Source organism: Pseudochelatococcus lubricantis, from assembly GCF_042432495.1.
GTDB lineage: Bacteria > Pseudomonadota > Alphaproteobacteria > Rhizobiales > Beijerinckiaceae > Pseudochelatococcus > Pseudochelatococcus lubricantis.
In genome coordinates, this window is sequence record NZ_JBHLXC010000007.1 from 36,756 (window position 1) to 50,342 (window position 13,587).

Below are 13,587 nucleotides of genomic sequence, written 5' to 3' on the forward strand. Positions count from 1 at the left end.
GGTGTACACGCTGCGCTCCGCTTAACGTTAATGCATCGTTAACCAAGGGAGCTGTTCATGCTTGATGCAAAGAAGCTACTTGATGCGCTCATCGGTTCCGCCGCCGCCGGTCCTTCTTCTGCCGGTGCGGCTCCTGCCGAAGGAACGCCCGCGGCCGGCGGAAGCGTCGGCGATCTGCTGGGCAGCGTCATCGGCCAGTTGACCGGCGGAACGGGCGGCCAACCCGGCTCCATCACCGAGACGGGCGCGGATCTGGTCAGCCAGGCGCGCCAGTATCTCGACTCGCCGGAGGGCCGCAACATTGCCAGCGCCGTTGCGGGTGGCCTTGCTGGCCTGCTGCTCGGCTCGCGCGGGTCGGGCAAGTCGATTGCCGGCTCCGCCGCAAGCCTCGGCGGCATCGCCCTTATCGGCGGGCTGGCCTACAAGGCCTATCAGAGCTGGCAGAACGGCCAGCCGGCCTGGGCAGGTCAGACCGCGATCGAGGCGCCGCCGCGCGACTCCGCCTTTGGTGCCGATGCCGTCTCTCAGGACACGGCGCTGGTGCTGGCCCGCGCCATGATCGCGGCTGCGGCTTCGGACGGCCAGATTGATACGGAAGAGCGCGGCCGGATCATCGGCAATCTGACGAAGGTCGGTTTCCAGGCGGAGGCCACGCAATTTCTGGACCGCGAGTTCGCCAACCCGGCGTCGATCACGCAGCTTGCTTCGGCGGCGACCAGCGAGGAACTCGCCGTGCAGATCTACACGGCGTCGCGGCTTGCCATCGAGCCGGATACCGAGGCCGAGCGCGCATACCTGCAGGAACTGGCGGACGCGCTTTCTCTCTCGCCGGATCTCGTGGCACACATCGACGCCGGCGCCACTGCCGCGAAGGTGTGACGGGCGGAATGGCGGACGGGACGGTCGGCGCACCCGGATGTTAATGCGTTTGTGCAACCGTGAGCAGCGCTCCGCGCATCGCTCGCACGGTTGATTTGTGGCGCCGATCTGCGCAAAGGTGTTGCCGGATGGAAATCCAATAAGGATGCGCGACAAAGCGCCCGGGAAAACGCCAATGACGCCAGCCATCGGTTCCTGCTGCCGAACGTTCTTCTGCCATTGTCGGCTCGCGCCGGCGGCGTGGCGGCTGTGCGTTGCGCCATCCATGCGATTGTCTTGCGGGGGAGCGGCCATTCCGGATGGCCGCTCCCCTTCCTGTTTTTGATAGGCGTGCGAACCGCCGGGGAGCGGTTTGATGAATTGGAAAATGATGGACAGGCGAGGATGAAACGAGCTGTAGACCGGCGCGTCGTCGGGGAGAAGCACGGACTGAGCCACAGCTTTGGAGCGGCGCAACGCAGGGCGCTGCAAGAGGGAGCGCCATGAGCACCATCCACGAACGCCGGCGCGCTTTCCGCAAGCTGCACGAATCGTCGGGCACCCATGTCCTGCCCAATCCGTGGAATGTCGGCACGGCGCGCTATCTGGAGCACCTTGGCTTCAAGGCGCTCTCCACCACCAGCGCTGGTATCGCCTTCGCAGACGGTTTTCCGGATACCGACTGGGCCGTGCCGCGTGGCGTCATGCTCCAGCACATCCGCGAGATCGTGGCGGCGACGGACCTCCCGGTCAGCGCCGACTTCGAGTCCGGCTATGCCAACGAGCCGGAGGATGTCGCGCGGAACGTGCTGATGTGCATAGAGACCGGCGTCGCCGGCATCATGATCGAAGACACGACGCCCGATCACCAGCATCCGTTCTATCCGCTGGAACTGGCCGTTGATCGGGTCCGGGCGGCACGCGCGGCCATTGACGCGAGTGGCACGGGTGTGGTGCTCACGGCCGGCGTCGAGCGGCTCACCAACAACCACGAGGAATCGCTTGCGGGCATCCTCGCTCGCCTCAAGGCCTATGTCGCGGCGGGGGCCGAGGCCGTGCACGTGCCGGGTGTCGTCAACCCGGCTGATATCACGGCCATCGTGAAGGCAGTCGCGCCATGCCCCGTCAGCATCGTGGTGGAGCCGGAATGCGGGCTGACCATCAAGAACTATGCGGAACTCGGGGTGCGCTGGCTCAGCAGCGGGTCGGGCATGTGCCGTGCCGCCTGGGGCGGCTTCATGCACGCGGCGGAAGAGATCGCTGCCAGCGGCTCCTTCTCCAGCCTCCGGAGCGCCGTACCCTTCACGCAGATCAACCAGTTCTTTCGGCAGGACCTGCGCAAGGGCCGCAATCGCAGCCGGGGCTGAGGCGGCGGGCATGTGGTCGCCGATGACCTGGCGTGCCTTGTCGTCGGTAAGGCCGCGGCCACCTGTCGAACGTCTTCGTCTGCCAGTTAAAGAGTCCGTTCAAAGGTGACGACCCGTCGATATGCAGTCCACTATCGCCTTGACGGACTCTGGAGTGCCAGACGTTCTGATGAAATCAGACTATGCGTTCCAAATTTTATATTTCATCGCAGTTTTCATTCAAGTCGATCCATCGACTTGAATGAAAACATTTCTATACGGACGTGCTCAAGGGTTTCGGTTTCTTGATTCGGTCGGGATGCGAAAACGCTATACTGTTCCCGTACGCAGCAGGTCGAGGATGTGAACGATGCCGACCGGGCGGCGGTTATCGTCGGCGACGATGAGCGCGCCGACCTTCGTGCGCTCGACGATCTGCACCGCCTCGCCGGCGAGGGTATCGGGCGAGATGACCTTGGGCGTGCGGGTCATCACCTCGTCGACGGTGCGTGTGGGCAGGTCGTTCGTCATGTGGCGGCGCAGGTCGCCGTCCGTGATGATGCCGGCGAGCGTGCCGTCCGCATTGTCGACCAGCACGCAGCCGTAGCCCTTTGCGCTCATCTCGACCAATGCCGGCGCCATGTTGCTGCCGCTTCGCACCAGCGGCAGCATGGCGCCGGTGTGCATGATGTCGCGCACGAAGCGCAGTTGCGCACCAAGCCGCCCGCCGGGGTGGAACACCTTGAAATCCTGCGCCGAGAAGCCGCGCGCCTCGATCAGCGCCACGGCGAGGGCATCGCCGATGACGAGCTGCATGGTGGTCGAGGTGGTGGGGGCGAGGCCGTTCGGGCAGGCCTCCAGCGCCCGGGGCAGGATCAGCCCGATGTCGGCCGCGCGCCCGAGTTCCGATTCGGCGTTCGACGTGATGGCGACGAGCGGGATACTGAAGCGCTTGGCGTAGGTGAGGATCGCGCCGAGTTCCGCCGTGTCGCCGGACCATGAAAGCGCGAGGACGATGTCGTCCGTCTGGATCTGGCCGAGATCGCCGTGGCTCGCCTCCGAGGGGTGCACGAAATAGGCCGACGTGCCCGTCGACGACAGGGTGGCCGCAATCTTCCGCCCCACATGGCCGGATTTGCCCATGCCGGTGACGATCACGCGCCCGCTCGCTTCGCGGATGCGGCTTACCGCCGCCCGGAACGGCGCGCCAAGCCCGTCGCGCAGCGCCTGCGCGAGCTGATCCAGCCCGCGGCGTTCAGTTTCGATGGTGTCGAGGGCGGAGGTGAGGGCGTCGAAAGGTGCTTTGCGGGCGGCCGGCATGGCGGCGGGGTCCTCCAGTGTGGAAATCAGGTGCGGCGTGCGGCGGATCAGATGTCGATCCAGCCGCGCAATTCGCGCCGCACGACATGGGCGATGACGGCCATGCCCTCTGGCGTGTCGTTGAGGCAGGGAATGGCGGCGAAGCGTTCTCCGCCGTTTTGCAGGAAGATGTCGCGATTCTCCACGCCGATTTCCTCCAGCGTCTCCAGGCAATCCGCCGAGAATCCGGGCGTGATGATGGCAAGCCGCTTCACGCCGCTCTGCGCCAGCCCCTTCACCGTTTCGTCCGTATAGGGTGTGAGCCATTCCTCGGTGCCGAAGCGGGACTGGAAGGTGAGCAGCAGCCGGTCCGGCGCCAGCCCCATCGCCTCGCACAGCAGCGCGTGGGTCCGCAGGCACTGGCTGCGGTAGGGGTCGCCTTTCAGGATGTAGCTTTTGGGAACGCCGTGGAACGACGCGAGGATCTTCTCGGGCTCGAAGTCGAGCGACGCCAGCGCCTGCCGCAGGCTCGTGGCGAGCGCGTCGATATAGACCGGTTCGTCGGAGTACGGCGGGGCGACGCGGATGGTCGGCTGCCAGCGCATCGTCATCAGCGCCTCGAAGGCCTTGTCGCAGGCGGTCGCGGAGGTGGCGGCGGCATACTGCGGGTAGAGCGGCACCAGCAGGATGCGGTCGCAGCCCTGATCCTGCAGGAACTGCAGGCGGCTCCGGACGTCGGGAAGGCCGTAGCGCATCGCCCAGTCGACGGTGATCCGCGCCGCCTGTTCCGGTGCCCCTCCGGCGATGATTTCCGCGAGTTTCTCGCTCTGTGAGCGGGTGATGGTCTTCAGCGGCGATTCGTTGCGTTCCCGGTTCCAGATGCTCTCGTAGTCCCGCCCTTTGGGGCCTGGGCGCTTCGTCAGCACGATCAGGTTGAGTACAGGCCACCAGATCAGGCGCGGGATCTCGATCACCCGCCGGTCGGACAGGAACTCCTTCAGGTAACGGCGCATCGACCAGTAGTCGGTCGCTTCCGGTGTGCCCAGATTGAGCAGCAGGACGCCGATCCGCCCGCTCCTGAAGACGGGAAATTCGTCGGCGGCAGGCGCGGTCGGCGCAACGGCTGGCGGCATGCGGAGTCCCCTTGTCGGTTCGCCCTGCGGTGCGCGGGGCCGCCAACATGTAATGTGATTTGCGCGCCGATCCAACCTCACAAGCGCGTGGCGAACCCACGGCAAAATGGCCGCGGTGCAAAACGGCCGCCGCGTAACCGGCTTTGAACATGGCGCTTTTTCAGTTGTTTTTGCTGCTTCTAAAGTGTTAAGATGCTGAAATTATTTGATTATTTCTCTTGATTCCGTGGCGCGGGAAAGCTACTTGTTGCCCTGTCTTACCGAAAGTTAACGCGCTCGGCCCCCGTGCGGGGCGTGAGCGCATCCGGATCGTGTGCGGTTTTCCTGAGTTGTGGCGCGATGAGTTTGGCAACCTTTCACTATGACGACGGTCGCGAGCCGAGTGGGCTGCCGCGCTGGATTCTGGCGGCCGTGGTGGCTCTGGCGGCGCATGGCGGCCTCGTCGCGCTGGTGAATGCGTGGGGAAAGAGCGAGCAACTGCCCAGCAATCCGCCGGCGGCGATGATGCTTGAGCTGGAGCCGATGGCGGCGGCGCCCGAGGTTGCCCCGTCGGAAGCAGCAGAACCTGGCCCGGTGGCCGAGGAAGCGCCGCCCATGGAGGATCTGCCGCCGGTCGAGGACGTGCCACCCATCGAGGAGCCGGAGCCGGTGCCCGAAACGCCGCCCGAGCCCGTACCCGAGCCTACTCCCGAGCCTGTCGTCGAGCCCGAGCCGCTGCCTCCGGAGCCCTTGCCTCCGGAGCCGGTGCCCGAACTCGTCGAGACGCCGCCGGTGCCGGAGCCGGCGGTTACCCTGCCGCCTCCACCCCCGCCTGCGCCGCGCCCGGTGGTCGAGAAGAAGCCCGAACCCAAGCCTGAGCCAAAGCCCAAGCGGGAACCGAAGCCGAAGCCGGAGCCGAAGAAGGAGGCCCCGGCAAAGCCGGCGCCCAAAAAGACCTCCGACAAGCCGCAGGCAGAACGCACCACCGCGCCGCCGGCCTCTCAGGGGCGGCCAGGCGCGCGCTCCGCCGCCTCGGAGGGCGGCGCGATCAACCCGTCCGCGACGCCGCCGTCGTGGCGCAGCCGCCTTGTCGCCCATATCAAGCGCAATCAGCGGTATCCCGCGCTGTCGCGGCAGCGGGGAGAGGAAGGCATCGCGCATCTTCAGTTTACGATGGACCGGGCCGGCAGGCTGCTGTCTTACAAGATCGTCGGCTCCTCCGGCGCTCCGCTGCTTGATCAGGAAGTAACGGCCATGATAAAGCGCGCCGAACCGTTGCCGGCCGTTCCGGCGGAGGTGCAGGGATCCCGGCTGACCTACACCATCCCGATCCGTTTCGATTTGCGATGAACTGAGAGCGTATGACCATTTCCGGCGACGAAGCGACGCGGGCCCCGGCTGTCGCGAGCGACACGCAGACGGGCCTGTCGCGCCAGTATGCCCGTTTCATCGCGGTGCGCGTCGCCATTCTGGTCGTCCTCTTGGTCGTGGTGGCTCTGTCCTTTCTGGCCGATGTCGCAACGGGGACGTCCAGTCTCACGGTCGGCGACATCCTGCGCGGCCTTGTCGCGCCGGAAGCGCTCAGCCGCTCGCAAGCCGTTATCCTCTGGGACGTGCGCCTGCCCTACGCGGCGATGGCCGTGCTCGTGGGGGCGGCGCTCGGCCTCGCGGGTGCCGAGATGCAGACCGTGCTCAACAACCCGCTGGCGAGCCCTTTCACGCTCGGCGTGTCGGCGGCGGCGATGCTCGGCGCCTCCGTCGTCATCGTCTTCAACGTTCTGCCCGCCTGGCTAGACCAGAATTACGGCGTGGCGCTCGGCGCCTTCGTATTCGCTGTCGGCGCGACCATGCTGATCCAGGGGTTGTCGCGTCTTTACGGGGCGACGGTGGATACTGTCGTGCTGTTCGGCATCGCCATGGTGTTCGTGCTGAACGCGCTCGTGGCGCTGATCCAGTTCGTCGCCGACGCGGATGCGTTGCAGCAGGTGGTGTTCTGGAACATGGGCAGCCTGACACGCGCGACATGGGGGAAGATCGCCATCGTCGCCGGCGTGCTGGCGCTGTGCCTGCCGGCATCCATGATGCATGTCTGGGCGATGACGGCGCTGCGCGGCGGCGAGGACCATGCGCGCAGCTTCGGCATTCCGGTGGAGCGGCTGCGGCTTCTCGTCATGCTGCGGGTGAGCCTGCTCGCCGCGGCGGCGGTGTGTTTCGTGGGCACCATCGGCTTCGTCGGCCTCGTCGGCCCGCACATCGCGCGCCTCGCGCTCGGCGAGGATCATCGCTTCTACCTGCCCGGTGCCGCGCTCGCGGGGGCACTGGTGCTGTCGCTGGCCTCCATCGCCAGCAAGGTGCTGGTGCCAGGCCTCATCCTGCCGGTCGGCATCGTCACGTCGCTCGTCGGCATCCCGCTGTTCATGGCGCTCATCCTCACCCAGCGGAGGCGCGCATGAGCGATGCGGCGGGCGGCCCGCTGCGTTTGGAGGACGTCAGCGTCGGCTATGGCCGCACGCCGGTGCTCTCGCATCTCGACATCGGCCCCGTGGCGCCCGGTTCGCTGGTCGCCGTGGTGGGCTCGAACGCGGTGGGCAAGTCCACGCTGCTGAAGGCCATCGCGGGCCTGCGGCCTGCTACTGGCGGCATCCGGCTCGGCGATACCGACCTTGCCCGCCTGCCGCTGGCGAAGCGCGTACGCCTCGTCGGCTATCTGTCACAGTCACTGCCGCAGCCTACCTCGCTCGTCGCCTACGAGGCGGTAACGAGCGCGTTTCGCGCCGTGCGCGGCGATCTCTCCGCGGACGAGGTTGAGCGGCGGGTCGAGGAGGTGTTCGCGGCGCTCGGCCTGCGAGGGCTCGCGCTGCGGCGCCTGTCGGAGATGTCGGGCGGCCAGCGGCAGATGGTGGGGCTGGCGCAAGTGCTGGTGCGCAAGCCACCGCTGCTGCTGCTCGACGAGCCGACCAGCGCGCTTGACCTGCGCTGGCAGCTCAACGTGCTGGAAACGGTGCGCGGCATCACGCGCGGCGAAAACGCGATCTGCCTGATCGCCATCCACGATGTCAATCTGGCGCTGCGTTTCTGCGATGCGGTGATCGTGCTCGGCGGCGGCGGCGTGCTGGCGGCCGGCGCGCCCGAGGACGTGATGACGCCGGACCTGCTGCGCCGTGCCTACGGCATCGAGGGCCGGGTGGAGCGGTGCTCGCGCGGCTTCCCGATCGTGCTGAGCGACCGCGCTCTTTCCGTTTAGTTTTTCACGCCTCCAGCTTCTCCAGCTCGGTGATGAAGCCGTCGATGACGTTGAGGCCGTATTGCCAGAAGGCGGGATCGCCCGCATCGAGGCCGAAGGGCGCGAGCAGCTCGCGATAGCCCTTCGAGCCGCCCGCCGACAGCAGCGCGAAATATTTCTCCACGAAGCCCTCGCTCGCGTTCTGGTAGATGCCGTAGAGCGAGTTCACGAGGCAGTCGCCGAAGGCATAGGCATAGACGTAGAACGGCGTGTGGATGAAGTGCGGAATGTAGGTCCAGAACGTCTCGTAGCCGGGATTGAGGCGGATCGCCGGCCCGAGGCTCTCGCCCTGCACGGAAAGCCACAGGTCGTTGATCTGCCCCGTCGTCAGCTCGCCCTCGCGGCGCGCGGTGTGAACCTTGCGCTCGAACTGGTAGAACGCGATCTGGCGCACCACCGTGTTGATCATGTCCTCGACCTTGCCTGCGAGCAGCACCTTGCGCTGGACGGGGTCGTCGGTGGCGCCGAGAATCTTGCGGAAGGTCAGCATCTCGCCGAACACGGAGGCGGTCTCGGCCAGTGTCAGAGGCGTGGGGGCGAGCAGCGCGCCCTGCGGCGCGGCCAGCACCTGATGCACGCCGTGGCCGAGTTCGTGCGCCAGCGTCATCACATCGCGCGGCTTGCCGAGATAGTTGAGCAGAACGTAAGGATGGGCGGAAGGCACGGTTGGATGCGCGAAGGCGCCCGGCGCCTTGCCGGGGCGGGCGGGTGCGTCGATCCAGCTCTTGTCGAAGAATTCGCGGGCGATGTCGGCCATGCGCGGCGAGAAGCCGGCATAGGCGCCGAGCACGGTGTCGCGCGCCTCGTCCCAGCCTATGACGCGGTTGTCGGTCTCCGGCAGCGGCGCGTTGCGGTCCCAGCTTTCCAGCGCATCCTTGCCGAGCCAGCGGGCCTTCAGCTTGTAATAGCGGTGAGACAGGCGCGGGTAGGCGGCGCGCACGGCGTCCGACAATGCCTCGACGACCTCGCGCTCCACCCGGTTGGCGAGGTGGCGGGAATCGGCGATATCCCGGAAGCCGCGCCAGCGGTCGGAGATTTCCTTGTCCTTGGCCAGCGTGTTGGTGATCAGCGTGAACACGCGCGCGTTCTCGGTGAACACCTTCGCCAATGCCTCGCTCGCATCCTTGCGTAGCGCGGCGTCGGGCTCCTGAAGCTTGTTGAGGGTTTCCTCCAGCGTCAGCCTCTCGCCGCGCACGTCGAAGCGCAGGGAGGCCAGCGTCTCGTCGTAAAGACGGTTCCAGGCGTTGCGGCCGGTGACCGATTTCTCGACGAACAGCTTTTCGATGGCGTCGTCGAGCTGGTAGGGCTTGTCCTTGGCGAGGTCGTCGAGCCACGGCTTCCAGCGCGCCAGCGGCTCGTCTGCGGCGGCCTGCGCCAGCAGCGCATCGTCGAGCCGGTTCAGTTCCAGCGCGAAGAACAGCAGGCTGGTCGAGGCGGTGGTGAGCTTGTCCTGCGTGTCGCCGTAGAACTTGGCGCGCACCGGGTCCGTCGTGTCGCCCGCATAGACCAGGCTCGCGTAGGAGGCGAGGCGTCCGATCAGGTCCTCGATCGCCTCATACTGGCGCACGGCCTCGCCGAGGTCGGCGCTGGCGCTGGCGCCGCGCAGCAGGCCGTCGAGCTTGCCCGCGTAGTCCCCCGAAAACGCCGCCGACAGCGACAGCGCGCGGTCGAGGTCGGCGGCGAATGCGGGGGCGTCGATCGCGGGATAGAGATCGGTCAGGTTCCATTCCGGCAGGTTGCCGAGGGAAGGCTGGTTCGACGAGGCGGCGCTGGTGGACATGGGATGTGGGCTCCGGGCATTCGGCGGGCAAATATGAAGCGGGTTCGGGACGTACGCTCAACTTAGTAGCGTTTCCCGAAAAAGTGGATACCCCATTTTCGCTTCGTCCGCCCAACGGGTTAGCGGCTGTTAATGACCCTATCCATGGTCATTAACGGCCTCTGGGCCAGCTCGGCCGATTCGGCGAATGGCGGTGGCACCTGCCAGGACGTGCAGACGACCGCGATGTGGCGATCCACGTGGTTTTCGCGCCGCAGCGTTAACGCACGTTTAACTGTCGCCGTTGCAACGTGTTTCGAAACGGGACACGGAAAAGGGGGCGCCCCGATCCGGCCGTCCCGCTCTCTGGCAGTCTCTATATCCGGCAGTCATGGCGACCATTCTCATTGTTGACGACGAAGCGATCCAGCGCAGACGGATGGCGCAGGTCGCCGAAACGCTGGGGCACCGGACGGTCGAGGCCGAATCCGCGGCAGCGGCGCGCGCCCTGCTGACGGCGGGCGGGCAGTTGCCCGGCCGTGCGCCGGCCATCGACCTCGTGGTCGCCGACGCCGCCGCGACCGGTCGCGACGGGGCCTCCATCGCGCGCTTCGGCGCCCTGCCCGGCGCACCGCCGGTGATCGCCGCCGTCGCGCCCGGCATGGCCGACGTCGTCGCCGGCCTGATGCGGGCGGGCGCGGCGGATTTCGTCGTCAAGCCGGTGAGTCCGGAGCGCTTGGCAGTTTCTGTCGCCAATGCCCTGCGCATGCAGGCGTTGCGGCTCGATGTGCTGCGCACGCAGAACCTCGTGCAGACGCTCGGCGCACGCGCGCCTTCACCGGCCGGCATCGTGGCGGACGATCCGGCGATGGTGCGGGCTCTGTCGGTCGCGGGCCGGGCCGCGCGCGCGCCGGGCCTGCCGGTGCTGATCGAGGGCGAGGCGGGCAGCGGCCGCGAGATGTTGGCGCGCCTCATCCACGCGGGCGGGGAAGAGCGGCGCACGCGGCCGTTCGCGATCCTGCGCTGCGCCATCGCCACCCCCGCCAGCCTCGAACACGGGCTGTTCGCGGCGCGCGCGTGCGAGGCGCAGGGCGGCACGCTCTATCTGGACGATGTCGATGCCTTGCCGGCCGCCCTGCAGGCGCAGGTGATGCAGATCGTGAACGCCGGCGACGACCGTGAGCGCGCCCGGCGGACGGCTTCAGGCAGGGCGGCGCGTGGCGACGCGCGCCAGGACGTGCGGGTGATCGCCGCCACGCGCGCCAGCCTGCTGGAGGCGGTGCGCCGGGGGGCCTTCCGCGAGGATCTGTTCTATCGGTTCAGCGTGCTGCCGATCACATTGCCGCCATTGCGCACCCGGCGCGGCGACATCGGCGCGCTGGCGCACTCGTTTCTGGCCCGTTTCGCCGCCGCCGAGGGCAAGGCGGTGCGCGACATCGCGCCCGACGCGCTCGCCTTGCTGCGCGGCTATTCGTGGCCCGGCAACGTTGCGGAGCTTGAGAATGCGATGTTCCGCGCCGTTGCACTGGCCGAAGGGGACTGGATCACGACCGCCGACCTGCCGCAGATCGCGGCTCGCATGGCCGCCGATGCCGCCCGGCCGTTCACGGGGTTCCGCCTTGCGCCGGCGCCCGCGGGGGCTTGCGCCGATGAGGCGTTTGACGGTAAGGCGGAGGCGCGGGCGGGCGATCCGTCCGCGGTGACGCTGGTCGATGGAGACGGCGACGTGCGCCCGCTGGAGGCGATCGAGGCGGATATCATCCGCTTCGCCATCCGTCACTATCAGGGGCGCATGTCGGAGGTGTCGCGACGTCTGGGGATCGGGCGCTCGACGCTTTACCGAAAACTCAAGAATGTCTGCTTCGATGGCGAGGCTAACGGCAGCGCCGGGGCGGATGTCGTCGTGCCTGGCGACGGGCCGGGCCCGGAGGTCGGGCAAGAGGATACTGAGGTCGCAGTCTGAACGGCGCGTGCCGGACGAGGGAGGATGGCTATGGATCGGCGTCATGTCGACGGGGCGGGGAGCCGTCGCGGGAAGGCGGCTTCGGGCCGCGCATCCCTCGCGCGCGCGGCCGCGACCGCCGGTCTAGCGATGGCCTGCGTCGCGATGGCGGCGCCGGTTGCCGTGTCCCAGTCCCTCCTGTCGCGCGCCGCCGGCGGCGCCGATCCGTTCACCACGGGCTCGATCGCGCCGCTGGCGCGGGAGGCGAGCGTGGACCTCGCGCTGCCCTCCGCGCTGGACGGCGAGGCGCGGGCGGCCGGGGACGCACGCGACGAGCTTGGATTGCCCGTGCCGGAGGTGCCGTCGCCCGTCGTCGTCGCCGCGCCGGATCTGCCCACCATGATCGGCGCGTTCCTGCTGGGGGATGACGCGGCCCTGCGCTCCCGCCTGCCGCGCGACCAGCGCGAGGCCCTCGTGGGTGCCTACGAGGCGCGGGGCTTCGCGCCCTTCTGGCTGCGCGACGGCGTGTGGAACGAGGCAGCGCGTTCCGTGCTCAAGGTGCTTGGCGATGCCGGTTCCCACGGCCTTTCGCCCGCGCGCTACCGTGTGGCGGACCCGGCCTCAAGCGCTTTTGATGCGCTTGCCGAAGCAGACATACGGCTGTCCGTGGCGTTGGTTTCCTACGCGCGGGATGCGCGCGGCGCGCGGCTCGACCGGCGCAAGATCGGCACGCTCGTCATGCCCGCGCCGGATCTGCCGGCCGCCGATGCCGTGCTCGCCGCCGTGGCTGATCTCGCGGCGGATGCCGGCGCCGCGCTGGAGAGCTACCAGCCGCGCTCGCCGCAATATGCGGCGCTGCGGGCGCGGCTCTCGGCCTTGAAGGGGCTCGGCCCGGACACTCCCCGCCCTCCTGTGGCGCGCCTGTCCCAGGGGCCGACGCTGAAGATCGGCATGCGCGACGAGCGCGTGCCGCTGATCCGCGCGCGCCTCGGCCTGAGCCCCGTGGACGACGCCGAGACCGCGAGCGTCTATGACGAAAAGCTGGCGGAGGCGGTCGCGGCCTTCCAGAAGGAGAAGGGGCTGCCGGGCAACGGCGCGGCTAACCGTCGCACGGTGATCGCGCTCGCGGGCGGCGAGCCGCCACCTGTCAGCGCGCGGGTCGACACGGCGCGGCTCGCGATGGCGCTTCGCATCAACATGGAGCGGTGGCGCTGGTTCCCGCACGAATTCGGCGACAGATACGCGCTCGTTAACGTGCCGGAGCAGAACGTAAAGATCGTGAACGGCGACAGGATCGTCCATACGACGGCCGGCATCGTCGGCAAGCTCGACTCGCCGACGCCGATCTTTTCGGACACGATGCAATATATTGTCGTCAATCCGTCGTGGTATGTGCCGCCGTCCATCGTCAAGAACGAGATTCTGCCCGCGCTCGCGCGCGATCCCGGCTACGCGGCACGGCGCGGCTACGAGGTGATCCGCCAGGGTGGAACAGTGCGCGTGCGCCAGCCGCCGGGGGAAAGCAACGCGCTCGGCACGATCAAGTTCATGTTTCCCAACGATCTGGCCATCTATCTGCACGATACACCCAACCGCAGCCTGTTCAAGCAGAGCAACAGGGCGCTCAGCCACGGCTGCGTGCGTGTTGACAATCCGCTGCTACTCGCCGAAAAGGTGCTCGGCAACGGCTGGACGCAGACCCGTCTCGAACGCCTGATCGGCGGCAAGGAACGCAGCATCCGGCTGGAGACGCCGTTGCCCATCCATCTCACGTACTTCACGCTGCGCGTGGAGCCGGATGGGAAGATCGTGACGTTGCCGGACGTGTATGGCTACGATCAACGCATGAAGACCGCCCTTGAAGCCGTCGACCGCGCGCAGGGCAGTCTCTAGAGCGCGTTCCGATCAGATGGAATCATCTGGTCGATCGGAATTCGCTCAAAACAAGGAAACTAGAAGCCCTCCTGTTTCAACGTAAACAGGACGGC

At 67.6% G+C, this 13,587-nt stretch carries 10 protein-coding genes; 7 read left to right on the forward strand and 3 right to left on the reverse strand.

The window, feature by feature from the left end; all coding sequences use genetic code 11:
- Positions 1-57: 57 nt before the first annotated feature.
- A complete protein-coding gene (locus tag ACFFJ7_RS13810; RefSeq protein WP_166952412.1) occupies positions 58-879 on the forward strand; it encodes a tellurite resistance TerB family protein in 822 nt (273 codons plus the stop codon).
- A 482-nt stretch (positions 880-1,361) separates the two neighbouring features.
- A complete protein-coding gene (locus ACFFJ7_RS13815; protein WP_166952409.1) occupies positions 1,362-2,225 on the forward strand; it encodes an isocitrate lyase/PEP mutase family protein in 864 nt (287 codons plus the stop codon).
- 309 nt (positions 2,226-2,534) lie between these two features.
- On the opposite strand, the gene ACFFJ7_RS13820 is transcribed toward ACFFJ7_RS13815, so the two are convergent.
- A complete protein-coding gene (locus ACFFJ7_RS13820; protein WP_377593067.1) occupies positions 2,535-3,524 on the reverse strand; it encodes a KpsF/GutQ family sugar-phosphate isomerase in 990 nt (329 codons plus the stop codon).
- Positions 3,525-3,571: 47 nt separating this feature from the next.
- Positions 3,572-4,636: a ferrochelatase gene (gene hemH, locus ACFFJ7_RS13825; RefSeq protein WP_166952403.1), complete on the reverse strand. Its 1,065-nt coding sequence runs from the start codon at positions 4,634-4,636 to the stop codon at positions 3,572-3,574.
- Positions 4,637-4,975: 339 nt separating this feature from the next.
- Between hemH and ACFFJ7_RS13830 the strand changes: the two genes are divergently transcribed.
- From ACFFJ7_RS13830 to ACFFJ7_RS13840, 3 genes are read left to right on the forward strand one after another with little or no spacing between them, the layout of a single operon-like run.
- Positions 4,976-5,965, forward strand: a complete 990-nt coding sequence (locus ACFFJ7_RS13830; protein ID WP_377593068.1) for an energy transducer TonB family protein — start codon at positions 4,976-4,978, stop codon at positions 5,963-5,965.
- Positions 5,966-5,976: 11 nt separating this feature from the next.
- Positions 5,977-7,068, forward strand: coding sequence for a FecCD family ABC transporter permease (locus tag ACFFJ7_RS13835; protein ID WP_166952396.1), 1,092 nt, complete (start codon positions 5,977-5,979; stop codon positions 7,066-7,068).
- Entirely contained in the window at positions 7,065-7,859 is a 795-nt protein-coding gene (locus ACFFJ7_RS13840) for an ABC transporter ATP-binding protein (protein WP_166952393.1), read from the forward strand. Before ACFFJ7_RS13835 ends, ACFFJ7_RS13840 begins: the two co-directional genes overlap by 4 nt.
- A 4-nt stretch (positions 7,860-7,863) precedes the next feature.
- On the opposite strand, the gene ACFFJ7_RS13845 is transcribed toward ACFFJ7_RS13840, so the two are convergent.
- The gene (locus tag ACFFJ7_RS13845) at positions 7,864-9,678 is read right to left on the reverse strand and encodes a M3 family oligoendopeptidase (protein ID WP_377593069.1); all 1,815 of its coding nucleotides are present in this window, start codon (positions 9,676-9,678) and stop codon (positions 7,864-7,866) included.
- Positions 9,679-10,048: 370 nt separating this feature from the next.
- Between ACFFJ7_RS13845 and ACFFJ7_RS13850 the strand changes: the two genes are divergently transcribed.
- Both ACFFJ7_RS13850 and ACFFJ7_RS13855 read left to right on the forward strand, forming a co-directional pair.
- Complete coding sequence (locus ACFFJ7_RS13850; protein ID WP_166952387.1) at positions 10,049-11,620, forward strand: sigma-54-dependent transcriptional regulator; 1,572 nt, start codon at positions 10,049-10,051, stop codon at positions 11,618-11,620.
- 30 nt (positions 11,621-11,650) lie between these two features.
- Positions 11,651-13,492, forward strand: coding sequence for a L,D-transpeptidase family protein (locus tag ACFFJ7_RS13855; protein WP_377593070.1), 1,842 nt, complete (start codon positions 11,651-11,653; stop codon positions 13,490-13,492).
- Positions 13,493-13,587 lie beyond the last annotated feature (95 nt).

Coding starts and splice junctions, on each gene's coding strand:
- ACFFJ7_RS13835 (WP_166952396.1), top strand. CDS start 5,977: ATGACCATTTCCGGCGACGAAGCGACGCGGGCCCCGGCTGTCGCGAGC.
- ACFFJ7_RS13820 (WP_377593067.1), bottom strand. CDS start 3,524: ATGCCGGCCGCCCGCAAAGCACCTTTCGACGCCCTCACCTCCGCCCTC.
- ACFFJ7_RS13850 (WP_166952387.1), top strand. CDS start 10,049: ATGGCGACCATTCTCATTGTTGACGACGAAGCGATCCAGCGCAGACGG.
- ACFFJ7_RS13830 (WP_377593068.1), top strand. CDS start 4,976: ATGAGTTTGGCAACCTTTCACTATGACGACGGTCGCGAGCCGAGTGGG.
- ACFFJ7_RS13855 (WP_377593070.1), top strand. CDS start 11,651: ATGGATCGGCGTCATGTCGACGGGGCGGGGAGCCGTCGCGGGAAGGCG.
- ACFFJ7_RS13815 (WP_166952409.1), top strand. CDS start 1,362: ATGAGCACCATCCACGAACGCCGGCGCGCTTTCCGCAAGCTGCACGAA.
- ACFFJ7_RS13810 (WP_166952412.1), top strand. CDS start 58: ATGCTTGATGCAAAGAAGCTACTTGATGCGCTCATCGGTTCCGCCGCC.
- hemH (WP_166952403.1), bottom strand. CDS start 4,636: ATGCCGCCAGCCGTTGCGCCGACCGCGCCTGCCGCCGACGAATTTCCC.
- ACFFJ7_RS13840 (WP_166952393.1), top strand. CDS start 7,065: ATGAGCGATGCGGCGGGCGGCCCGCTGCGTTTGGAGGACGTCAGCGTC.
- ACFFJ7_RS13845 (WP_377593069.1), bottom strand. CDS start 9,678: ATGTCCACCAGCGCCGCCTCGTCGAACCAGCCTTCCCTCGGCAACCTG.